We start from the raw sequence: 21,522 nt of genomic DNA, 5'->3' as shown, positions 1-21,522 counted from the left end.
ACCTTACCCACCCTCCCGTGAAAGAGCTAAATGAAAATACGCCGATGGCTGAGCTGATGAGACACTTCGGCCAAAAAGGCACCGTCGCATGGATTGGCGTTCGTCCGGCAAGAAACGAAGCCGTTTTACCGGTCAAAAATGTGAAAGCAACACCCGGAAACGGGTTGGAGGGCGATCGGTTCAAAGGATCGGCCAACAGCCCCAGGCAAGTGACGCTTATTCAGGCTGAGCATCTGGCAGCTGTGGCTTCGATGATGAACAAAGAAAGTGTTGATCCGGGGTTGTTAAGGAGAAATATTGTGGTACAGGGAGTCAATCTGCTGGCGCTAAAGGATAAAGCCTTTGCCATCGGCACTGCTGTTTTGGAGATGACTGGCTTGTGCCACCCATGCTCAAAAATGGAGAAGGCATTGGGCTTTGGTGGCTACAACGCCATGAGGGGCCATGGCGGCATCACCGCAAAAGTAATACGGGAAGGGGTGATTCAGGTGGGCGATTCAGTGTTTGTTTCGGAAGACGGCTCGGGCGACTGATCGCTGGCCTGCTTGCTGTCGGTTTTTTTCGAGTCAGAAAGTCTGTCCAGCTCCCAATGAGGCAGCAGTAGGTCGTTGAACCTGAGCTGATACTGCTCTATCAGCGTTTTCACCATAAAGTTGATTCTTCGCAAGGCATCTTCCCGGTAGTCGACCCTGTTCATTGGATGGTGAATAAACAGCATGATCACCGGAAAAGACTGCTTCCTAAACTCTCCCAAAACCGAAGGAATCTGGTCATTGGCCTGCTCACTGCCTGCCAATTGCTCATTCGCCTGCCTGGCGAGTTCGCCGATATGTTTCACCAAATGGACGTACAATTGCTGCGTATCCTGGGTAGAATTTGCGTACTCTTCGGTCAACTCATTGCTGTAGTTGGCCACCAATTTTAGTCCCGTCAGGCAAGCGTTCAATGTCGGATACACATTGGGCTGCCAAAATATTTCTCTGAACGTAAACAGATTCGGCAGCATCTCTGCATCATAATAGGGATCGTTCTCAAGCTGATGTATGAGGGTCAGAGGAACCTTTTCGCTCACAAAATTTCCCGCCACCAGACTGAAAGACCATTGAGGTGCTTCTTCCCCAACTATTTTCAGAAAAGGCCATATCTCACCGAAATCAAGTTTCATAGGCATTTGGAAAGATAGGAAGGTAAGTAAAAAGAAAAAAGTTGAGTTTCATTCATGACTACAGCCATGCCAATTGTCCTGACGTTTTTATTTTTTATTTTGCGACACAAACATTTTGAACAACACTGACTCATGAAGTACTTTTTTCCTTTGGCTTTATTTACCCTGTTAGTGACCTCTTGCAGCGAGCCTGTTACCAGGGCCATCCCATTTGAGGAAGCCGACTACAAGGATATTTCTCAAGACGTGCAAACACAACTCATCATGGCCGAAGCTGGTGATACTATTATCATAGCATCGGGCCATTACGTATTTAAGAGGAGCCTTACTTTAGAGGGAAAAGACAGCATTACCATTATGGGCGCCGGAATGGACAAAACCATTCTTTCCTTTCACGAGCAAACAGAGGGAGCCGAAGGCCTGAGAATTCAGAACGGAAACAAAATCGTGCTCAGAGACTTGACGATCAGAGATGCCGTTGGCGACAACATCAAGATACAAGACATCAACGGGCTGGAGCTGATCAACGTGAAATCGGAGTGGACAGGTGAGCCCGAAGAAACCAACGGGGCTTATGCAATCTACCCTGTGATGTGCAAAAATGTTTTGATTGATGGATGTGTGGCTATCGGTGCCTCCGACGCTGGCATTTATGTGGGGCAATCGCACAACGTGATCGTGAGCAACTCTATAGCCTATAATAACGTGGCCGGTATCGAAATTGAGAATACAACAAGCGCCGACGTTTTTAACAATGAGGCCTACGACAACACTGGTGGCATCCTTGTTTTCGACCTGCCGGGCCTCACTCAATTAGGCGGAAATGTGAGGGTGTTTGACAATAAAGTAACTAGTAACAACTTCCGAAACTTCGCTCCAAAAGGGAATATTGTGGCCTCCGTGCCGCCTGGCACCGGCGTGATGGTATTGGCAATGACATCGGTGGAAATTTTCAACAACCAGGTATCTGAAAACAGAACTGCAGGGGTGTCTGTCATCAGCTACGACTTTGTGATGGCCGCAGCAGCAATGGACGAATCGAACAGCGGCGAAGCCCAGATTTCGCAGAATGAAGCCGCTTACAAGGCCGACGAAAATTACAACTCTATCCCGTCCAGCATCTTTATTCACGACAACAGCATTAGCAACAGCTTTACTTTGCCCTCCCTCAAAAGTGATATCGGCTATCTGCTGGTATGGCAGTTCGGGCTCTCCGTTCCGGACATTATGTGGGATGGCATTACGGCTGCGCCAGGTGACAAGGTAATCTGCGTGCAAGACAATGGTGACGCATCCTTCGCTAATATGGACGCAGCCAATGATTTTGAAAACAGCAACCGGGACATTGATGCACACACATGTTCTGGAACTGTGCTTCCGGCTGTTGTTTTGGAGAAAGCAGTTGCGTCGCTATGAGGTTTTTTGTTCCTGCCCTCTTCCTTTTTGCTGCTTTTGCTGCCTGTGACTCAGGTCGGAAAAAAGAAGCAAACCAAAAACCTGCCCCTGCTACTTTAAGAACCAACAACGACAATATCCGGCAAAACAGGCAACCTCTTTCGCTTGGCCCCGACAAGCTGTCTGAGTTCGGCTTTTTCGACGGAAAGCTATCGGAACTGGTGCCTGCCAAAGGCATTGTGCCCTACGACCTGAACATGCCGTTGTTCTCTGACTATGCCGACAAAGCCAGATTTGTAGCCGTGCCTCCCGAGAGAGTAATCAACGTGTTAGACGATGGTTCCCTTGATTTCCCTGTTGGCACCAGGCTCATCAAAACTTTCCACTACCCGGCTAAAAACGAGGCTGGCAGAAAGCTGATGGAAACAAGAGTGATAGAAAAGACAGACAAAGAATGGAAGGCACTGACCTACATTTGGAACGATGAGCAAACGGAGGCTTTTCTTGAGGTAGCTGGCGGCAATATCGATGTTGAACTGGAGCATGATGGCGTGCTGCAAAAAGTAAGCTACTCTGTGCCAGATGTTAATCAATGCAAAACTTGCCACGGCCGATCCAACGCAGTGATTCCGCTAGGCCCAAAACTTTCACAACTGAATAGAGACTACACCTATTCGGAAGGTGGAACACAAAATCAATTAAGCTACTGGCAAAGCAAGGGCATCCTTAACCTCAAAGAAGAACCCTCCACAGTCGAAAAGTTTCCTGACTGGAGTTCTGCACACACGCAAGTCAATCTGGCCGCCAGGGCCTATCTCGATGCCAACTGTGGTTCTTGTCATCACCCCGAAGGCTCCGCCAACACTTCGGGGCTATTCCTGACCTTTGACGTCACTACTAGAAGCAAGTATGGCATTATGAAAAAACCCGTGGCGGCAGGCAAAGGATCGGGGGGGCGGCTCTACGGAATAGTGCCTGGCAAACCGGACGAGTCTATAATTGTTTTCAGAATGGAGTCGACCAACCCAGGTATCATGATGCCAGAACTTGGCAGATCTGTGCCCCACAAAGAAGGAGTGGCGCTTATTCGCCAATGGATCGCCGAGTTGGAGGCGAATGCACCATCACTCTAGTTTATTTTTGCGGGTTTTAGGGGCTTCCCTATAATTTCTTGTCTTTCAGGAGAGTACACGTTAAAATTAACCAACCTTTAACATGATTTTAACGTCCTAGGAAAAATAAAATAGTATGCTTGCACAATAAATTAAAAGGGTCATGTTTAAGTTAAAACCCATCTACCTTAACGGTAAAAAGTTCATTCAACTTTCTCAGTTGCCAATGCGCCAGGCCAACGCTTTGCTGTCGTGGCTGCCAGGTAAAAGTATCATGCGCCTGATCAACGACGGCGTTGAGCTTGACGATTGTATCGATTATTCCAATTATGAATATTGGTTCGATACATACTTCAAGAAGAGAGAGTTCGAGCTGGACTTTTGATATTTTTTCAAATAGAATATTGCCACCCGACGCTTCCTTCGGGCATGTCACCTTATTCTCCTCATTTCTTTACAGACTATCGCTCATCAATCGATTGAATTTGTATTTTTGGAAATAACCTGTTTTTCATATTTCCCAAGTACTTCAATCGCAGCAATAAATGAGCAAAAGATGGGTATACAAAGACCTACCTGATCCCGAAACAGTGCATTCGCTCGCTTCAGGCATCAAGGTAAGTGATACCCTGGCAGCATTGCTGGTTCAAAGAGGCTATAGCACTTTCGAAGAAACCCGTGCCTTTTTCAGGCCACACCTGGGTCAGCTACACGATCCATTTCTGATGAAAGACATGGAAAAGGCGGTGAACAGGTTGAGTGAGGCCATTTTCAAAAAAGAGAAAATTCTTATTTATGGAGACTACGACGTGGATGGCACCACTTCTGTGGCACTGGCTTATGGGTTTCTCCGTAAGTATCATTCCAACATCGACTACTATATACCTGACCGTTACGATGAGGGTTACGGCATTTCGGAAACTGGCGTTCGCTGGGCAGCCGAGCATGGCTTTACACTCGTCATTGCCCTGGACTGTGGCATAAAAGCAGTTTCGAAAGTAGCCCTCGCCAATTCCCTCGGTGTGGACTTCATCATTTGCGACCACCACCTTCCCGGCCCGGAGCTGCCAAAGGCATTTGCCGTGCTTGACCCAAAACGCCTCGATTGCGATTACCCGTTTGATGGACTCAGCGGCTGTGGAGTCGGTTTCAAGCTCATGCAGGCCTTTGCGATACAAAACACGGTCGATATCCAGGAGCTTTATCTTTACCTCGATCTGGTGGCTGTCAGCATTGCTTCCGACATTGTGCCTGTAGTAGGCGAAAACAGGGTGCTGGCCTACTTTGGATTGCAAAAGCTCAATAAATCGCCTTTGCCTGGCCTGAAAGCTTTGAAAAACCTTTCGGGTATCCGGGGAGATGTTACAGTGACCCGGGTAGTCTTTGGCATTGGGCCTCGCATCAACGCCGCCGGCCGAATTGATCATGCGGGTGCGGCGGTGGAGCTGTTGCTGGCAAGAACGGAGGAAGAAGCCGAGGAGCTGGCAGCCCAGCTTGACATCAAAAACGATCTCAGAAAAGGCTTTGATGAAAATATTACAAAAGAAGCCCTGGCTATAATTGAAGAAGAAGACCAGCTAAAGAAATCTTTTTCGACTGTGCTGTATAGAGAAAATTGGCACAAGGGCGTTATAGGCATTGTAGCGTCCCGTTGCATAGAAAAATTCTATCGGCCTACTATTATACTTACAGAGTCAAATAGCAAAGCAACCGGCAGTGCCCGGTCAGTGGTGGGCTTCGATGTGTACGAAGCCATAGCAGAGTGTGCTGACTTACTTGACCAGTACGGTGGTCATAAGTACGCCGCCGGGCTAACGATGAATCTGGACAAGGTTGAGGCCTTTAAGGAACGGTTCGAAGAAGTGGTGGCCAGAAGAATTACACCCGAAATGCTGGAGCCAATCATTGACATCGACCTGGCAATTCCTATCGAAGGTATCAACCACAAGTTTTTCAATATTTTGCGTCAAATGGCTCCATTTGGGCCAGGCAACATGCAACCGGTGTTTGTCTCGACCAACGTAGTAGCCAAATCGGTAAAGCAACTGAAAGACATACACCTGAAAATGTTTTTGAGCCAGGAAGGCTCCAAAGCTTCGCTTGAAGCGATTGCTTTTGGGTTCGGCGAGTACTACGATGCTGTTGCCGATGGCGCACCTTTCAATGTGGCGTATACCATTGAAGAGAATGATTTTATGGGAAACAAAACCATGCAATTACACATCAAAGATTTGAAGCTTGATTAATACCCGGAAGGATCGATGAAACTAAGTGCACACAACCTGATAAAAAAGTATAAAGGAAGAAGCGTTGTCAACAATGTGTCAGTTGAGGTTTCGCAAGGAGAAATTGTCGGTTTGCTCGGCCCCAACGGTGCCGGAAAAACAACTTCCTTTTACATGATTGTGGGCCTGATAAAGCCCAACGACGGGGAAATTTTCCTGGATGAACAGAACATCACTGACCTGCCGATGTACCGGAGGGCCAAGCTTGGTATCGGGTATTTGGCACAGGAAGCCTCCGTGTTCAGGAAACTAAGTGTAGAAGAAAATATCATGGCTGTTCTCGAAATGAGGAACATTCCGAAGGCGGAGCAAAAGGAAAAGCTTGAGAGCCTGCTGGACGAGTTTAGCCTTGGGCATGTGCGCAAAAACCTCGGCATGGTGCTATCCGGAGGAGAGAGAAGAAGAACGGAGATAGCCAGGGCTTTGGCGGTTGATCCCAATTTTGTATTATTAGATGAGCCTTTTGCAGGGGTAGACCCAATCGCCGTCGAAGAGATCCAAACTATTGTGGCACAGCTCAAGAAAAAGGACATTGGAATCCTTATCACGGATCACAATGTGAATGAAACGCTGTCGATAACTGACAGGGCCTATTTGATGTTTGAAGGAAAACTGCTAAAATCAGGGACTGCCGAAGAGTTGGCTGCAGACGAACAGGTAAGAAGGGTGTACCTGGGCAAGCACTTCGAGTTGAAAAGAAAAGTTTAGTAAACAACACCAATGGAAATTCTCAATTCTATAATGACCTGGGTCATGAAAAAGCGAATCCACCAGATTGAGCTTTTCATGAAGTATCCCTTTGAGGTGCAGGAGGAGCTTTTCCAGAGGCTGATTCAGCGGGGCAAAGACACAGAATACGGCAACAAATACGGCTTCGTTGATTTCCGAAATCACGAGGACTTTCAAAAGCGGGTGCCGATCGTGTCTTACGAAGAACTGGCGCCCTATATTGACCGATTAATGAAGGGGGAGCAAAATGTGCTCTGGCCAAGTGAGGTAAAGTGGTTTGCCAAGTCGTCAGGCACTACCAATGCCCGCAGTAAATTTATTCCTGTTTCCCCTGAAGCACTTGAAGACTGTCATTTCAAAGGCGGCAAAGATCTGATTTCCATTTACGTTAATAACTACCCCGAATCCAAGCTTTTTACAGGCAAGGGTCTCACCATTGGCGGCAGCCAGCAGATCAATCAATTTGACAAAAACGCCAACTCCTATTATGGCGACGTTTCCGCTGTTATCATCAAGAACCTCCCTCTCTGGGTTCAGTTTGTGCGCACACCCAGTATGGAAATTGCGCTGATGGACGAGTGGGAAGAAAAAATTGAGATGATGGCCACCACTACCCTGGAGGAAAACGTGACCAGCATCAGCGGTGTACCCACATGGACTGTCGTTTTGCTACAGCGAATACTGGAGTTGACCGGCAAAACCAACATCCTGGAGGTGTGGCCAAACCTGGAAGTCTTCTTCCATGGTGCGGTAGCCTTCCCTCCCTACAAAGACCTCTTCAAGTCGCTCATTCCCTCCGATGGCATGAGGTACATGGAAACATACAATGCATCCGAAGGCTTTTTTGGCATACAAGACCAAAGGAATTCAGACGAGATGCTGCTGATGCTCGACTACGGCATTTTTTATGAGTTTGTTCCTTTTGAGGAAATTGGGAACGATAGCCCCAAAGCCCTTACTCTGGAACAGGTAGAAATCGGCGTCAATTATGCGATGATCATTACCACCAACGCCGGGCTCTGGAGATACAGAATTGGTGACACAGTTAAGTTTACCTCTATCAGCCCTTTCCGGGTCAAAATCAGTGGCCGGACAAAGCATTTTATCAATGCCTTCGGTGAAGAGCTGATTATAGAGAATGCAGAAACGGCGATTACTGAAGCATGCAGGGAAACCTCGGCGGTTATCAGCAATTTTACAGCCGCCCCACGCTACCTGGAGGGTGGTCAAAAGGGAGCTCACGAATGGGTGATGGAGTTTATTAAGCCTCCCAACGACAGAACCCGGTTCATAGAGGTTTTGGACAGCACCCTTCGAAAAATTAATTCAGACTACGATGCCAAACGATATAAAGGCCTTGCCCTCGAAGCGCCGGTGCTCTACGTAGTGGAAGAAGGCACTTTCTACCAATGGATGAAAAAAAGAGGGAAGTTAGGTGGCCAAAATAAAGTGCCACGGCTTTCCAATTCCCGGGAGTATATTGACGACTTGCTCGAAATGATGAACGTTTCAGTATAGAAAAGGGAGCTTGCAGCTCCCTTGGTACCTCTCATTTCATCATCATGAATGCCTGTCCCGGATCACCTTGCCATCCGGAGATATCACAATCAGGCGCTCTAAACTGCCCTTGCCTTCCATGTAGTGCAGGTACCATGTTTGATCCTGAAAATTACTCGTTTCCGGAAATTCATTCTCCAGGCTTTTGAGGATCCGAATGGGCACTTCGCTCCTCTCAATTTTTGTGTTCTTGCCTATTTCAATTTGTTGAGCATTGGCCTCAACCACAATTCCAAAAGCTATAGCCACTGCGGCCAGCATTGATAGCTTTTTCATTTCGATGGTTTTTTGTGTCCTTTTCCAGGCAAGCGTGGCTGTTTGTCACGCTTTGGGATTTGAGGTCTCAAATATTTCTCAGATGAGTTTAAAACGATCCAAAAGTGCGTTTCGTTCTTCTCAATGGAACTACTTTTTTGACTAAACCAGCTTCACATAGCTGCCTAACCACTTAATATTGTGCCAGTAGTTCTTCACCACCTTTTGGACCCGTCTGTCATTGAAATGACCATCGAAGTCTATGTAAAAAATATACTTAAAATTAGAGCCTTCTTTGGCTGGCCGGCTCTCAACTTTGCAAAGATTGATCTTGGCTTTGTGAAATTCTTGCAGGAAGGTAACCAAAGCTCCCGGCTTGTCTTCGAGGCGTGCCAAAATGGAAGTCTTGTCATTGTTACTTGGCTCGTTAAAATGGCCTTTGCAAAGAATGATGAAGCGGGTAGAATTTTCCCCGGAATCTTCAATGTTCTCAAACAATATCGGAAGGTCGTATTCCTTGGCAGCGATGTGCGCACAAATGGCCGCCGCACCTTTTTCTTCCTTAGCTATTTTTACGGCCGTGCTGGTAGAGTTTACCGGCACCAGCTCTACCCCTTTGTCGAAATGATCCTCGATGAATGCACTACACTGCCTGAAAGCAATGTCTTTAGAATAGATTTTCTTAATACTCTTCAGGTTTTCTTCCTCAGTGGCAAAAGCGAAATGGATGGCCAAAGGCAGCTCGGCAATGATGTTAAGGTCATACCTGCCGAGCAGGTCAATTGTTTCCTGCACCACACCCTCCTGGTTATTCTCAATAGGCACTACGCCAAACCTTGCCCTATCGCTCTTAACGGTTTCAAACACCGCTTCAATGGAGTTGAGTGAGGTGTAAGTGCTCATTGCTCCATACCGGCTTTCGGCCGCCTGGTGGGTAAAACTTCCCTCCGGACCAAGGTAGGCCACTCGTTCGGGCAGCTCCAGATTCCTTGCCACTGCGAAAATCTCAAGAAAGATGGCCTCAATGGCCGCCCTGTTGAGCAAACCTTTGTTCATTTTGTCAAGCCTGTCGATAATAGCCTTTTCTCTTTCGGGGCGGTAAATCGTGGCATTGGTCTTTCTCTTCAGGTCACCGACCTGCTTCACCACTTCCATCCTCTGAGCCAATAAGTCCAAAATCCTGTTGTCCAGGTCATCTATCTGCTTCCGGTATTCTTCTAGTGCCATGTCCTTTCCCTTATAATTATTTCCTGATCCAACAGGTGTGCGCTGTGCGGATGTTGCCTTTATTTTGAAATGGGAACAAAAATGTACGTTTTTTTTGGGTAAAACAACATATGGTAGCTGTGTCAGTTGGCAGAAACGGCGGGCTTCGCCAAGGCATATTTCTATCGGTTATCGCACGCTAGAAAAGGCATTGTAATACGTCTGGTATTTCAATTGGTAAATTCTACTGCTTGCGCTAACTTTGGCCGCAAACAATTCCTGAAATGCAGAGAGATACATTGATTTTTGACCTCATCCAAAAAGAGAAGAAAAGACAAGAAGACGGCATTGAGTTGATAGCCTCCGAGAACTTTGCTTCTCCGCAGGTAATCGAGGCAATGGGCACCGTGTTAACCAACAAATACGCCGAGGGGCTGCCTGGTAAAAGATACTATGGGGGCTGCGAAGTAGTTGATGAGATAGAAACTCTTGCGATTGAGCGTGCAAAGGAATTGTTTGGTGCCACGTGGGCCAACGTACAACCTCACTCAGGGGCTCAGGCAAATGCCGCCGTGATGCTGGCAGTGCTTAATGCCGGTGACGCTATCCTTGGGTTTGACCTTTCACATGGTGGACATTTAACTCACGGATCCCCCGTCAACTTCTCCGGTAAGCTATACCGGGCCAATTTTTATGGCGTTGAAAAGGAAACCGGCGTCATCAACTATGACGTGGTAGAAGCTACGGCAAAGAAAGAAAAACCGAAGTTGATGATTTGTGGTGCTTCAGCGTATAGCAGAGACTGGGACTACGAAAGGCTCAGGGCCATTGCCGATGAAGTAGGGGCCCTATTGCTGGCAGATGTATCTCACCCTGCGGGGCTCATTGCCCGGGGTTTGCTCAACGATCCGCTTGACTATTGCCACATAGTAACCACCACCACGCACAAAACACTGCGGGGCCCAAGGGGCGGCATGATCATGATGAGGGAGGATTTTGAGAATCCGTTTGGGCTAAAAACGCCTAAAGGTGACTTGAGAATGATGACGTCGCTGCTGGACGGCGGTGTTTTCCCTGGCACGCAAGGCGGCCCACTGGAGCATGTGATTGCAGCCAAAGCCATTGCTTTTCAGGAAGCTTTGTCGGATGACTACATGAACTACGTGCTTCAGGTACAAAAAAATGCGAAGGTAATGTCGCAGGCGTTTGTGGATAAAGGCTACAAAGTGATTTCGGATGGTACCGACAACCACATGATGCTGATTGACCTGCGCCCCAAAAACCTTAGTGGCAAACAGGCAGAAAATGGCCTTATAAAAGCGGATATTACCATCAACAAAAATATGGTTCCCTTCGACGACAAGTCTCCGTTTGTAACCTCAGGCATGAGGCTCGGAACTGCGGCCATGACCACAAGAGGACTCAAAGAAAAGGAGATGCTGAAAATCGCCGAACTGGTGGACGACGCATTGATGAACCATGAGAATGAGTCCAAACTTTCCGCTATCAAGAAGGAGGTAAATAGCTGGATGAGCAACTTCCCACTTTACAAATAATTAAACTATATCGGCCGTGGCGGAGAGTGAAGAGAAAGAAATGTCGTTTATCGACCACCTGGAGGAGCTCAGGTGGCATTTGGTACGTTCAGTAGCATCAGTATTAGTTTTTTCCGTGGCTGCTTTTGTTTCCAAGGGCTTCATTTTTGGGGTACTGATTCTTGGCCCATCCAAAACTGACTTCTGGTCTTACAGAATGCTTTGCAAGCTCTCAGAAGTCGTTGGAATAGATGCGCTGTGCATCAACGAGCTTCCCTTCATTATCCAAAGCCGACAGCTTACCGGACAGTTCACTATGCACATCACCTCCTCACTGGTGGTGGGGCTAATTTGCGCCTTCCCCTATGCCTTTTGGGAAATTTGGCGATTTGTTGCGCCGGGACTTTACTCACATGAAAGGAATTTGACTCGTGGGGCCACCTTTTTCGTAAGCTTCCTTTTCATGATCGGTGTGTTGTTCGGCTACTTTATAGTGACGCCTGTGTCAGTTTACTTCCTGGCCAACTATCAGCTGGATCCATCCATTCTCAACGAGTTTGATATTATCTCTTATGTTTCCACGGTAGTCACGCTAGTGTTATCAAGCGGGCTGATTTTCCAGCTTCCGATCGTAATGTACTTCCTGACCAAGGCCGGAATCGTCACACCGGAATTCCTGATCACTTACAGAAAACACGCTATCGTCGTTATCTTCATCGTTGGTGCCGTGATCACTCCGCCAGACCCTTTCAGCCAAATGCTTGTTTCTCTGCCTATCGTGGGGCTATATGAGGTGAGTATCTATATTTCGAAAAGAATCAAACGCAGAGAAGCAAAAGAAGAATTGAAACGAAACGCTAAGTCATGAGTTTAAAAATAGCTTTGGGAGCTGATCATGCGGGCTTCGGTTACAAAGAAAAAATACTAGCCTTTTTGCAGGATGAAGGTTACGTGGTAAAGGATTTTGGCACCCACAGTGCTGATTCGATAGACTATGCAGACTTCGCTCATCCTGTAGCCACATCCGTCGAAAATCATGAATCTGATTTTGGTATTCTTATTTGCGGCAGTGGCAACGGTGTGGCCATGACAGCCAATAAACACCAGCAAATACGAGCGGCCCTTTGCTGGAAAGAGGAACTCGCTGCGCTTGCAAGGCAGCACAACAATGCCAACGTATTGTGCATGCCGGAGCGATTTGTCGAGTATGAAGAAGCTGAAAAAATGGTCAAGGCTTTTCTTTCAGTTGAATTCGAGGGAGGCAGGCACGAACGAAGGGTGGGCAAAATAAGCTGTTGACTACTCCCTTCTTATATAGAAGTTAGTCCCCTCTACACTCTCATATCTTTCGCCTACAGCAGGTGCCCGATCTATTAGCTTAGGCATCAGGCCTTCAAGGTCTACGATTACTTCTGGCTGGAGCTGATCGATATTGTTGAATACGTTTTCAACATTCCGGTAAAAATCGAGTTGCGTTACCTCCTCCTCGCTCAGGTCCCAGTTAAGATATTTGCTGCCCAATGCGGCGCTTTCGTAGTAGCTTTCCTTATCGCCAATTACCCATATTTTCTTGCCTGCGTAGCTAACGGGCAACAACTCTTTTTGAGCGAAATATGCATCGTAAGTAATTGTCTCATTGAGCTTTGGGGGCACTCTAAATATTGTATAGCTCCACCCTAGCACTAAAACAAAAACCAAAGTGGTGAATATTTCAGCCCAAATCCTCCGCCTCATTTCCAATATATAGTGAGCGGTGAAGAAAGCGAGCGGCGGCACGAAAATAAGGAGCAGGTGAGGAACGATTTGATTCGAAATAGCCAACGTGATGAACCCGGCAATAATGTTGATGAACATTACCTGCTGAAACTTCACCTGATAGTTGGCAAACCTTGCTTTCGTGTAAATGCGAAACAGAGAAACCACAAGAATCAACAGTGAGGCACCGCCGATAACCAAAAGCTGAAAAGAGGACATCAAATAATGTTTCCTGGTCCTCCAAAGTCCTTTCATAAACTGCGTGTGGAACTCATCCACTGCGTCGAGCCAATAGTAGTAAGCATAGCTGACAGAAATCACCACCGAAAAGCCAAAAAAGAGCAGAATGTACCGCCGTGGAATGGATCCCGTAAAGAGCGCCAGCGACAATGCTGTGGTAAGAAGGAAGGGAAGCAGCGGCAGATAGAACAATACTGCAACACCCAAATAAAGGCCTGTGTAGAGGAAAAGCTCGTCCCGGGTATTGTTGTCTATGCGCCGGAAAATATTGTTGATCGCTAATAAGATGAACGTGATACTGAACAGAATTGGCGACAGCGTGATGAAATCGAATGAAAGATTCATGTACATCATGTAGAACAACGCAGGCACGTAGGTGTTTTCTTTGTAGGCCTTGTTCCGCAGCAGTACCTGGTTGAATAGGCCCGCCTGAATGATAACCAGCAAAGCAGAGATGATGTAGTAAGGCAAGCGGGAGTCGCCAAACAGGTAAAAGATCACCTGATACATAACGCCCGACAGCGGCCCGATGTCGTCCCAAATATCGAGATAAAGGTGGCCACCCTGAGCCATTGCTTCCCCAACAAGCCGCCAGTGCAACTCGGGTAACGTCAGTGGAATTCCCCAAATGTAAAATGGCAGTCTTACCAGCACCAAAAGTAGCAGCACAAAAATAAGGCGGTAAGGGTCGTTTATTCTAAAAAAAGATAGCAACGGATTTTCTCAAGGTTATTGTCTTGCCACGAAAATACGTGTTATAACGCCGATTGTGCAAAATAATGCGGATATTTGCCATCTTATGGAGAGCACCAGACAACAAAAATACGCCCGCTTAATACAGAAAGAATTAGGGGAGATTTTCCAGCGTGACACAAAACACATGTTTGGAAAGGCCTTTATCACCATTACGCTGGTGAAAATGAGCCCGGATCTTGGCTTCGCAAAGGTATACCTCAGCATTTTCATGGCGGAGGACAGAGATGAAATGCTTGCGCAGATTAACGAGCGCAAGAGCCAGGTTCGGAAACTTCTTGGCCAAAGGATAGGCAAGCAGGTAAGAATAATTCCTGAAATTGCTTTCTTTATTGATGACACTGAGGATCACGCACACAAAATGGATAGTTTGATCAACAGCCTAGATATTCCACCGGCGGACGAGGAAAATGAAGAGACAGAAGGTTAACGAACTACTACTTTGAATCTACCTCTATTCATCGCCAGGAAGTATTTCGTCTCCAAGAAAAAGAAAAACTTCATCAACGTTATTTCCATCATCTCCATGGTAGGGGTTGCCGTTGGCACCATGGCATTGATCATTGGGCTCTCATTTTTCAATGGGCTGGAGGATATTCTCAGAAACCTGTACGGCACATTTGACTCGCAGATAAAAGTAGAGGCTTCAAAGGGGAAAACTTTTGCAGCCAACAAAAGCCTGATTGATTCAATAGCGGCTGTTCCGGGTGTATCGATTGTGTCTGAAGTAATCGAAGACTTTGTGCTCATTTCCTACAACGACACCGACATGGTGGCGAAAATAAAGGGTGTTAGCGATAATTTCATCAGCAACCACCGCTTTGAAGAGCACCTTGTTCAGGGCGAACTCCTTCTAAAGAAAGACAAAATGCCAAGGGCCATTATTGGGCGTGGCATTCAGTACGCCCTTTCAATTTCGGCCAACAACGATTTCCTCGCACTACAGCTTCATTACCCAAAAAATGTGAACCCAGGCTCGTTAAGCCCATCGAGCTATTTCAATAAGCAAAGCATTATGCCAGGTGGCTTTTTTGCTCTTGAGAAACAGTACGACGAGACCTACATCTTCGTCCCACTTGATTTTGCCGTCACATTAACTGAGTTTGGCAACAAAAGAACAAGCCTGGAGCTGCAACTACAAGAGGGTTTCACCCCAGAAGCTGTGAAGCCGGCCCTACAAAAACTACTTGGCGACCAATTCAAAATCCAAACTTCAGAAGAGCAACACTCCGACCTCTTTAAAATACTGAAGTGGGAGAAGTTTTTCGTTTTTCTGACCTTCTCGTTTATTGTAGCTATTGCCTCATTTAACATCTTCTTCTCGCTTTCCATGCTTGCCCTTGAAAAGAAAAAGGATGTGGCAATCCTCTATGCGCTTGGTGCCACAGACAAGCTCATCCGGAGGATTTTCGTGTCGGAAGGTGCACTTATCGGGCTCATTGGCGCCTCAGTCGGCCTGGTGCTGGGCCTTACCATAAGCTATCTTCAACAGCAGTTTGGAGTCATTTCTTTGGGTATGCAAAGCTCCATTGTAGACGCCTATCCTGTGCTCATCGATCCCCTGGACGTTGCCATTACCGCTGTGCTTTCTATCCTGGTCACCTTGCTTGCCTCCTACAGACCCGCCTACCTGGCCAGCAAATCAAAGTTTATCGGCGACTTGTGAACCCACCGGCGGTTCATTTTTTGCCGTATATAAAATGAATCGCCCTCGGGTGCTCCACCAATAACACTATCAATGTTTTAGTTTTCAACTGATTGGCGAAACTTCCTTGATTTTAAAGTCTAACAGATTACAGAATTTTAATGCTTATTTGACCGATAATGGTTAGTTTTCAGGTTTGAAAATTTTTAGAATCTATTAATGAACGTTTCGCCAGCAAAACCATTCAAATTAATTTATTCTCTGTTCCAGCACGAGTACCTCGGGTATTTGGCGGAATCGTTCGTTGTACAAGTAGATGAAAAAGGCAGGCTTTCTTTGGCTTCTCAAAATATTTCCTTCAAGAACGCACAGGAGTTTGCTGCCGGACTGGACGAAGTCGACTACGAGATCATAAAGACGATGGACTCGATGCAGCAGGATGCGGTAGTGAGTCACTTTCATAAAAAAAAGATCAAGCCAGCTGAGTTCTTTTTGAAAACCTACGACAGCGAAAAGGGAAACAAGCTGCTACAGCAGGAAATTGAGCAATACCTGGAAAGAAGGAGAGGAAAACTACTGCCCTTGATGGTGAACAAGGAGGTTTACGAAATGGGACGAGATGGTGACCCTGCCTGGAAAAAGTTGGAATGGCAGAACGAACCAGCCACTGTTCTCTTCCACTTCAGGCGAAATGAAGACAACACTCATTACTTCCCAACACTAAAGCTGAACGGCGAAAAGCTTGAGTTCAACAACAAGGGAGCCTACATCGTAAGTAAAAAGCCGGCCTGGATGGTGATGGACAATATGCTGTTCACTTTCAAAAAAGAAGTAGACGGCCATAAGCTAATGCCGTTTTTGAACAAGAAATTTATTGTGATCCCCAAGTCGGTGGAGGATACTTACTACAGGAAATTCGTCGCTCCTCTCGTTGCAGCTTTTGACGTATATGCCAAAGGCTTTACCATCAACACTGTTAGCTTCCCCCCAAAGGCTGTTATCACTTTTTCTGAGCTTGCATCAACAAAAGAGCTATCACTCTTTTCCGACGAGGGCAATGTGGCTGTGGCGGGCGATCCCAACGATGAAAAAATGCTTTTTGAGCTCGTTTTTCAATACGGCCCGTACAAGTTCAAAGCTGAAAATCTGACAGAAGTGAGTGTGTCGGTAGAGCAAAACGGAGACGATTACACATTTCACAGGGTCAATCGTGACCTGGTAAGAGAGCGGGAAATTATTGCCATACTGAAAGAGTCGGGCCTGGAGTTGAAGCATGCAAAGGCCACCTTGAACAAAGGGGAAGCATTCAGTTGGATGTCTTTTACCGCCCCTAAGCTGGCTGACCTTGGTGTCAAACTTCAGCAAAATCAGAAGGGAGACAAACGGTACTTTATTGGCACGTCCCAAATCTCGATTGAGGTTCGAGAAAATATTGACTGGTTCGACATTTTTGCCACGGTTCGGTTCGGGGAGTTTGAAATTCCATTTCAAACCATCCGAAAGCATATCATTCGTAAACAGCGGGAAATTACACTCCCCAATGGGGAAATCGCCGTTATCCCTGAGGCCTGGTTTACGGAATATTCAGAGCTTTTCAATTTTGCCGAAGATGGCAAAGCTGATGGAAGTGCCGTTTCACTCAAAAAACATCACCTGGCGCTGGTTAAGGAGTTGAGCAATAGCGACCTGGCAACCGTGACACTCAGCAGAAAACTGGAGAAGTTGCGTGGCTTTGAGGAGATCGAAGACTTCCCGGCACCATTGCATTTTAAGGGCACTCTAAGACCCTATCAGAAGGCGGGGTTCAATTGGCTAAGGTTCCTCAACAGCTACAACTTTGGTGGCTGCCTGGCGGACGACATGGGCCTGGGGAAAACAGTGCAGACGCTAGCAATGCTTCAAGCTGTGAAAGAAGAACAAAACGGCAACACCGGCACCAGCTTGCTTGTGATGCCTACATCGCTTATCTACAATTGGGAAAAAGAAGCAATAAAGTTTACTCCCGGCCTCAAAGTGCTGAACTACACAGGCACACAGAGAGAGAAAGATGTGACCAAATTTGCCGACTACGACCTGGTGCTTACCAGCTACGGCATTGTGCGGCTTGACGTCGACTTGTTGGAAAAATTTTACTTCAATTACATTATCCTCGATGAGTCGCAAGCCATTAAGAACCCATCGTCCAATATTGCCAAGTCGGTGAAGAAACTTCGATCGAAGCACAAACTTATTCTGACGGGAACACCAGTCGAAAACACCACGCTGGACTTGTGGTCGCAAATGAGCTTTATCAATCCTGGACTTTTGGGAAATCAGGCATTTTTCAAAAATGAGTTTCTTAACCCGATTGAAAAAAAGAACGACGAAAAGAAGGTTCAGAAGCTTTACGCCATTATAAAACCGTTTATTCTGCGGAGGAAGAAAAACCAGGTGGCTACTGAGTTGCCCGAGAAAGTTGAAAACGTTCAGTATTGCACCATGACTGCCATGCAGGAAGAGGAGTATGAAACAGCCAAGTCGCTGTTCAGAAACAAAATCATGGATCAGATAGAAACGGATGGCGTCAACAAGTCGCACATGATTTTGCTACAGGGCCTGACAAAGCTCCGGCAGATAGCCAACCACCCCAAGCTCGTTGATCCCGACTATGGTGGCGACTCAGGAAAGATGGAGGACGTGACCCACATGCTGGCAACAGCTGTCGGCAAAGACCACAAAATATTGGTTTTTAGTCAGTTTGTGAAACACCTGGCTTTGCTGGAAAATTACCTGAAGGAAAACAGAATTACCTATTGCTATCTCGACGGCTCCACCAAGGACCGCCAGGCACAGGTAGAGAAGTTTCAAAATGATCCCTCCATTAAGGTGTTCCTTATCTCTCTGAAAGCAGGAGGTTTAGGACTAAACTTAACCAAGGCCGATTATGTGTTCCTCCTCGACCCCTGGTGGAACCCGGCCGTGGAGGCACAAGCCGTGGACAGAGCGCACAGAATTGGGCAGGAAAACAAGGTTTTTACCTACAAATTCATCACGAAGAACACTGTAGAGGAGAAAATATTGGCACTTCAGCAGTCAAAAATGAAGCTGGCTACGGAATTAATTAGCACCGAAGAGAGTTTTGTAAAAAATCTTTCGAAAGAAGATATCCAGAATCTATTAACCTAAAAACCACTAGTAATGACTGATCAGGAAAAAACCACCGTTGAAGGCGAAATCGCAACACTGGAAGGCAAGCTTACCGGCGACATGTTTCAAGACATGGAGATCAGGGATAAAATCCATAACCTCAAAATGACACTTGAGGGAGTCCGCCCGAGCAACTCTGAATTTGAGTGCGTGGGCTGTGGGAGCTAATGAATACCCTTCGGTAATATTTTCTGACCTGCCCCTCCGCAACCGCTATCTCGAAGCTAAAAGAGAGACGGCAGGTTAGGTTTGAACTTCCCACCTAAAAATTTGTCAGCCACCAGCAAGACAGCAATGGCCGTGGCAACCACCACTAGCTGAATAAGGGCAGGGTTGTTGATCATTTCGATCATGGGAGTAAAGTCAAATGCTGGCAACTTTGGGAGATAATTGTCCTCTACATTTGGGGCTGGTGTCGTTTCCTGAAATAAAGGCAGCATACTCAGTACCCCAGCAAACATAGCTGCAAAAATCCCCAGTGCCATCCAAAGAAGTCGGTTGCTCTTACTGGCCCTGGCTCTTCCGGCCTCTATCCTATTCATGATGTTATCGGTGAAAAACATATCATCGAATTCCATCATGTTATGTTCAGTCATTAGCTTGTCAGCATTTTGCATGCTTATCAACTGCTTTTGCAAAATGTTGTCCTTGCTTATTTGCTTCTCCAGCTCCTTCCTCTCACCGGCTGGAAGTTTATTTTCTAAATAGTCGAATAATTTTTGTTCCATGTTTTCCATTGCCTTTTCTTTTTAGGTCAATGAGGTTATTTCCTCTTTCAAGCACTTTCCCAGCCATTCGGCCAGCTTTTTTCGTGCCCTGAAAATTTTTACTTTAACGTTGTTGGGAGCAAACCCAGTAATTTTTTCAATCTCCTCCAGCGTCAGCTCCTGAAAGTAATAGAGTGTAATCAAAAACGCATCATCCTCAGGCAACCTTTCAATCGCCTTGTTGATCCAGGCCCTCCTTTCCTTTTGAGAAAGCAGCTCACTGGAGTTCATACTGTCCGCATCCAAAACGCCGGAAGCCTTCTCAATATCTGTTTCAGGTAGCCTTTTTTTCCTCCTTTTACTTATCGCAGTGTTAAAAACAATTCTATAAAGCCATGTACTGAATTTGGCGTCGCCTTTGAACGACGAAATATTGTTATAGGCCTTAATAAAAGAATCTTGTGCTACCTCCTGGGCGTCTTCGTGCGAGCCCGCCACCCTGAGAGCAAGCGTGTAAACATAGCTTTTGTGCCTGTCTACCAAATGGCGAAAGTAGGCAGACTCCCCCTTTTTAATAAAGGTGATTAGCTCCTCTTCAGTATAACTAGTTTTTGACACCGCCCCTATGACGCACGTTTAGACACAGAAGTTACCGAAAAAAATAATAAAGTTTCATTTGTAACCGCCGCAGGAAGCCGGGCGTCATAGGGGCAAATCAAAACTTAAAATATCATGCACGGACCAGAAGTATTAATCCCATTAGCGCTGTTTACCTCCATTGCCATCACCATCATCTTTTGGAGGAAGTTTCTTAACGAAGAAAGACTAGCTGCCATCGAGAAGGGTGCCGACCCCAATGTTTTCAGAGGGAAGTCAACCAATAGCATTGCGCTTAAATTTGGCTTGCTGTTTATTGGTGTAGGCTGCGGAATTTTATTTGGAGGTCTTATTGAAGGCTTTTTCAGAGATGAAGAGGTGGCCTATTTTTCCATGATTTTCATCTTTGGAGGCGCAGGACTTTTTATCTCACACAAAATGGAACAGAAGGAGAACCAATAATCTTTATTGGTTTCTCCTCTTGTCGACCTGAAAGTCAAAAATATCACTCCTTTTATAATGACCCGTTACATCAAGGGTCATTTTTTCCTTTATAGTCTCCCGTAGTGGTAACTCCACTTCAACTATAGCTTCCGAATCGAACACTGGCTTCTGGATGTAAAACCCGTCGGGCGCTACCACACAGCTTCCTCCTTTTAAAAGAAAGCTTTCGGGGTTAGCTTTTAGGTCATCGGGTAAATCCAGCGCTGAGGGTATGTCTTTCGCTCTCAGTATCTGCCCAACGGCCAGCACAAAACACCGGCCCTCGAAAGCATACTGACGACTGGCAACCTGGTGCATTTCGTGTACTGTGGGCCACAAAGCAATGTGAACTTCCTCCCCGGTTTCGTGCATTGCTTGCCGTGTAAGAGGCATCCAATGCTCCCAGCAAATGAGCCCACCTACTCTTGCGCCAGCGATTTCTGCTGACCGCAACCCATTTCCATCACCGACACCATAGATCAATTTTTCCGTGAAAGTCGGCATCAGCTTTCGGTGATGCACCACTAGCTCGCCAGCCGAGTTGATTAGGGCCATTGAGTTAAACAACGTTCCATTGGCATTTCCGCTGCCTTTTTTCTCATTGATTCCAATGCAAACAGCTATACCAAGTTCGGCAGCTGCCTGCTGTAAAGCCGCCATTTCAGGCCCGTCGATCACAATCGCATTTTCATAGGTCTTTGCGAAGACCTCCTTTGTTGGCTCGTGGTTCCAAAGGGCAGCTCCGGGGCAGTAGTCGAGCCAGGCCGGGTAGCCACTTAGCCAGCTTTCCCCAAAAACCGCCAGCACATTGCCACCACTAGCCGCCTCCTTTATCAGCACAAGGGCTTTTTCCAAACTCCTCTTCTTATCAAGGTATTCTGGGGCATGTTGAATAATGGCTACTTTCATTTGGATGC

The 21,522-nt window shown here is 46.6% G+C and carries 22 protein-coding genes; 15 read left to right on the top strand and 7 right to left on the bottom strand.

Annotated elements, in window-relative coordinates:
* Positions 1-17 precede the first annotated feature (17 nt).
* Complete coding sequence (locus RIF36_RS18615) at positions 18-533, top strand: MOSC domain-containing protein (RefSeq protein WP_350127057.1); 516 nt, start codon at positions 18-20, stop codon at positions 531-533.
* Here the strand turns inward: RIF36_RS18615 and RIF36_RS18610 are convergent.
* A complete protein-coding gene (locus RIF36_RS18610) occupies positions 485-1,165 on the bottom strand; it encodes a hypothetical protein (protein ID WP_350127052.1) in 681 nt (226 codons plus the stop codon). The genes RIF36_RS18615 and RIF36_RS18610 overlap by 49 nt on opposite strands.
* Positions 1,166-1,297: 132 nt before the next feature.
* On the opposite strand from RIF36_RS18610, the gene RIF36_RS18605 reads away from it, so the two are divergent.
* The 6 genes from RIF36_RS18605 to RIF36_RS18580 all read left to right on the top strand — a co-directional run bounded on the left by RIF36_RS18605 (position 1,298) and on the right by RIF36_RS18580 (position 8,204).
* Positions 1,298-2,581 (top strand): parallel beta-helix domain-containing protein, encoded by a 1,284-nt coding sequence (locus tag RIF36_RS18605; RefSeq protein WP_350127049.1) that lies wholly within the window; start codon positions 1,298-1,300, stop codon positions 2,579-2,581.
* Complete coding sequence (locus RIF36_RS18600; protein WP_350127046.1) at positions 2,578-3,693, top strand: SO2930 family diheme c-type cytochrome; 1,116 nt, start codon at positions 2,578-2,580, stop codon at positions 3,691-3,693. Before RIF36_RS18605 ends, RIF36_RS18600 begins: the two co-directional genes overlap by 4 nt.
* Before the next feature lie 142 nt (positions 3,694-3,835).
* Positions 3,836-4,057 (top strand): hypothetical protein, encoded by a 222-nt coding sequence (locus RIF36_RS18595; RefSeq protein WP_350078804.1) that lies wholly within the window; start codon positions 3,836-3,838, stop codon positions 4,055-4,057.
* Between the two features lie 160 nt (positions 4,058-4,217).
* Positions 4,218-5,918 carry a single-stranded-DNA-specific exonuclease RecJ gene (gene recJ / locus RIF36_RS18590; protein WP_350127043.1) on the top strand — a complete coding sequence of 567 codons (1,701 nt, stop codon included), beginning with the start codon at positions 4,218-4,220 and terminating at the stop codon, positions 5,916-5,918.
* A 15-nt stretch (positions 5,919-5,933) separates the two neighbouring features.
* Positions 5,934-6,665, top strand: coding sequence for an LPS export ABC transporter ATP-binding protein (gene lptB / locus RIF36_RS18585; protein WP_350127040.1), 732 nt, complete (start codon positions 5,934-5,936; stop codon positions 6,663-6,665).
* A 12-nt stretch (positions 6,666-6,677) separates the two neighbouring features.
* Positions 6,678-8,204, top strand: a complete 1,527-nt coding sequence (locus RIF36_RS18580; protein ID WP_502880025.1) for a GH3 auxin-responsive promoter family protein — start codon at positions 6,678-6,680, stop codon at positions 8,202-8,204.
* Between the two features lie 42 nt (positions 8,205-8,246).
* On the opposite strand, the gene RIF36_RS18575 is transcribed toward RIF36_RS18580, so the two are convergent.
* Together RIF36_RS18575 and pheA are read right to left on the bottom strand one after the other, a co-directional pair.
* Positions 8,247-8,519: a hypothetical protein gene (locus RIF36_RS18575; protein ID WP_350127037.1), complete on the bottom strand. Its 273-nt coding sequence runs from the start codon at positions 8,517-8,519 to the stop codon at positions 8,247-8,249.
* Positions 8,520-8,660: 141 nt separating this feature from the next.
* Entirely contained in the window at positions 8,661-9,725 is a 1,065-nt protein-coding gene (gene pheA / locus RIF36_RS18570) for a prephenate dehydratase (RefSeq protein WP_152001544.1), read from the bottom strand.
* A 263-nt stretch (positions 9,726-9,988) separates the two neighbouring features.
* Between pheA and glyA the strand changes: the two genes are divergently transcribed.
* The 3 genes from glyA to rpiB are packed head-to-tail and all read left to right on the top strand — an operon-like array spanning position 9,989 to position 12,538.
* Positions 9,989-11,260, top strand: a complete 1,272-nt coding sequence (gene glyA, locus RIF36_RS18565; protein WP_350127034.1) for a serine hydroxymethyltransferase — start codon at positions 9,989-9,991, stop codon at positions 11,258-11,260.
* A gap of 40 nt (positions 11,261-11,300) precedes the next feature.
* Positions 11,301-12,107: a twin-arginine translocase subunit TatC gene (gene tatC, locus RIF36_RS18560; protein ID WP_350123380.1), complete on the top strand. Its 807-nt coding sequence runs from the start codon at positions 11,301-11,303 to the stop codon at positions 12,105-12,107.
* The gene (rpiB, locus tag RIF36_RS18555; RefSeq protein WP_350127031.1) at positions 12,104-12,538 is read left to right on the top strand and encodes a ribose 5-phosphate isomerase B; all 435 of its coding nucleotides are present in this window, start codon (positions 12,104-12,106) and stop codon (positions 12,536-12,538) included. The genes tatC and rpiB overlap by 4 nt, the downstream gene beginning before the upstream one ends.
* On the opposite strand, the gene RIF36_RS18550 is transcribed toward rpiB, so the two are convergent.
* Positions 12,539-13,948 carry a hypothetical protein gene (locus RIF36_RS18550; protein WP_350127028.1) on the bottom strand — a complete coding sequence of 470 codons (1,410 nt, stop codon included), beginning with the start codon at positions 13,946-13,948 and terminating at the stop codon, positions 12,539-12,541. It abuts the gene before it with no gap.
* 85 nt (positions 13,949-14,033) lie between these two features.
* Here RIF36_RS18550 and rbfA point away from each other — a divergent pair, with 85 nt between their 5' ends.
* The 4 genes from rbfA (at position 14,034) to RIF36_RS18530 (ending at position 18,986) form a co-directional block, all read left to right on the top strand.
* Entirely contained in the window at positions 14,034-14,417 is a 384-nt protein-coding gene (gene rbfA / locus RIF36_RS18545) for a 30S ribosome-binding factor RbfA (RefSeq protein ID WP_350078819.1), read from the top strand.
* Between the two features lie 12 nt (positions 14,418-14,429).
* Positions 14,430-15,653: an FtsX-like permease family protein gene (locus RIF36_RS18540; RefSeq protein ID WP_350127025.1), complete on the top strand. Its 1,224-nt coding sequence runs from the start codon at positions 14,430-14,432 to the stop codon at positions 15,651-15,653.
* Between the two features lie 198 nt (positions 15,654-15,851).
* Entirely contained in the window at positions 15,852-18,797 is a 2,946-nt protein-coding gene (locus RIF36_RS18535) for a DEAD/DEAH box helicase (RefSeq protein WP_350127022.1), read from the top strand.
* A 12-nt stretch (positions 18,798-18,809) separates the two neighbouring features.
* A complete protein-coding gene (locus RIF36_RS18530; protein ID WP_193218038.1) occupies positions 18,810-18,986 on the top strand; it encodes a hypothetical protein in 177 nt (58 codons plus the stop codon).
* A gap of 56 nt (positions 18,987-19,042) precedes the next feature.
* Here RIF36_RS18530 and RIF36_RS18525 read toward each other — a convergent pair whose 3' ends face one another.
* Positions 19,043-19,546, bottom strand: coding sequence for a hypothetical protein (locus RIF36_RS18525; RefSeq protein WP_350088657.1), 504 nt, complete (start codon positions 19,544-19,546; stop codon positions 19,043-19,045).
* A 21-nt stretch (positions 19,547-19,567) separates the two neighbouring features.
* On the bottom strand, positions 19,568-20,143 hold the full coding sequence (locus RIF36_RS18520; RefSeq protein WP_193218037.1) for an RNA polymerase sigma factor: 576 nt from the start codon (positions 20,141-20,143) through the stop codon (positions 19,568-19,570).
* 114 nt (positions 20,144-20,257) lie between these two features.
* On the opposite strand from RIF36_RS18520, the gene RIF36_RS18515 reads away from it, so the two are divergent.
* Entirely contained in the window at positions 20,258-20,584 is a 327-nt protein-coding gene (locus RIF36_RS18515) for a DUF6249 domain-containing protein (RefSeq protein WP_152001535.1), read from the top strand.
* A gap of 3 nt (positions 20,585-20,587) precedes the next feature.
* On the opposite strand, the gene RIF36_RS18510 is transcribed toward RIF36_RS18515, so the two are convergent.
* Entirely contained in the window at positions 20,588-21,514 is a 927-nt protein-coding gene (locus RIF36_RS18510) for a carbon-nitrogen hydrolase family protein (protein WP_350127019.1), read from the bottom strand.
* Between the last annotated feature and the right edge of the window lie 8 nt (positions 21,515-21,522).

It is taken from the genome of Imperialibacter sp., assembly GCF_040222815.1.
GTDB lineage: Bacteria > Bacteroidota > Bacteroidia > Cytophagales > Cyclobacteriaceae > Imperialibacter.
This window is presented reverse-complemented; position numbering and strand designations above follow the sequence as displayed.

What these genes read in the sequence shown, in the direction of transcription:
- RIF36_RS18610 (WP_350127052.1), bottom strand. Translation starts at nt 1,165, where the DNA reads ATGAAACTTGATTTCGGTGAGATATGGCCTTTTCTGAAAATAGTTGGG.
- RIF36_RS18510 (WP_350127019.1), bottom strand. Translation starts at nt 21,514, where the DNA reads ATGAAAGTAGCCATTATTCAACATGCCCCAGAATACCTTGATAAGAAG.
- lptB (WP_350127040.1), top strand. Translation starts at nt 5,934, where the DNA reads ATGAAACTAAGTGCACACAACCTGATAAAAAAGTATAAAGGAAGAAGC.
- rbfA (WP_350078819.1), top strand. Translation starts at nt 14,034, where the DNA reads ATGGAGAGCACCAGACAACAAAAATACGCCCGCTTAATACAGAAAGAA.
- rpiB (WP_350127031.1), top strand. Translation starts at nt 12,104, where the DNA reads ATGAGTTTAAAAATAGCTTTGGGAGCTGATCATGCGGGCTTCGGTTAC.
- RIF36_RS18580 (WP_502880025.1), top strand. Translation starts at nt 6,678, where the DNA reads ATGGAAATTCTCAATTCTATAATGACCTGGGTCATGAAAAAGCGAATC.
- RIF36_RS18600 (WP_350127046.1), top strand. Translation starts at nt 2,578, where the DNA reads ATGAGGTTTTTTGTTCCTGCCCTCTTCCTTTTTGCTGCTTTTGCTGCC.
- tatC (WP_350123380.1), top strand. Translation starts at nt 11,301, where the DNA reads ATGTCGTTTATCGACCACCTGGAGGAGCTCAGGTGGCATTTGGTACGT.
- RIF36_RS18525 (WP_350088657.1), bottom strand. Translation starts at nt 19,546, where the DNA reads ATGGAACAAAAATTATTCGACTATTTAGAAAATAAACTTCCAGCCGGT.
- RIF36_RS18515 (WP_152001535.1), top strand. Translation starts at nt 20,258, where the DNA reads ATGCACGGACCAGAAGTATTAATCCCATTAGCGCTGTTTACCTCCATT.
- RIF36_RS18575 (WP_350127037.1), bottom strand. Translation starts at nt 8,519, where the DNA reads ATGAAAAAGCTATCAATGCTGGCCGCAGTGGCTATAGCTTTTGGAATT.
- RIF36_RS18530 (WP_193218038.1), top strand. Translation starts at nt 18,810, where the DNA reads ATGACTGATCAGGAAAAAACCACCGTTGAAGGCGAAATCGCAACACTG.
- RIF36_RS18605 (WP_350127049.1), top strand. Translation starts at nt 1,298, where the DNA reads ATGAAGTACTTTTTTCCTTTGGCTTTATTTACCCTGTTAGTGACCTCT.
- pheA (WP_152001544.1), bottom strand. Translation starts at nt 9,725, where the DNA reads ATGGCACTAGAAGAATACCGGAAGCAGATAGATGACCTGGACAACAGG.
- recJ (WP_350127043.1), top strand. Translation starts at nt 4,218, where the DNA reads ATGAGCAAAAGATGGGTATACAAAGACCTACCTGATCCCGAAACAGTG.
- RIF36_RS18595 (WP_350078804.1), top strand. Translation starts at nt 3,836, where the DNA reads ATGTTTAAGTTAAAACCCATCTACCTTAACGGTAAAAAGTTCATTCAA.
- RIF36_RS18535 (WP_350127022.1), top strand. Translation starts at nt 15,852, where the DNA reads ATGAACGTTTCGCCAGCAAAACCATTCAAATTAATTTATTCTCTGTTC.
- glyA (WP_350127034.1), top strand. Translation starts at nt 9,989, where the DNA reads ATGCAGAGAGATACATTGATTTTTGACCTCATCCAAAAAGAGAAGAAA.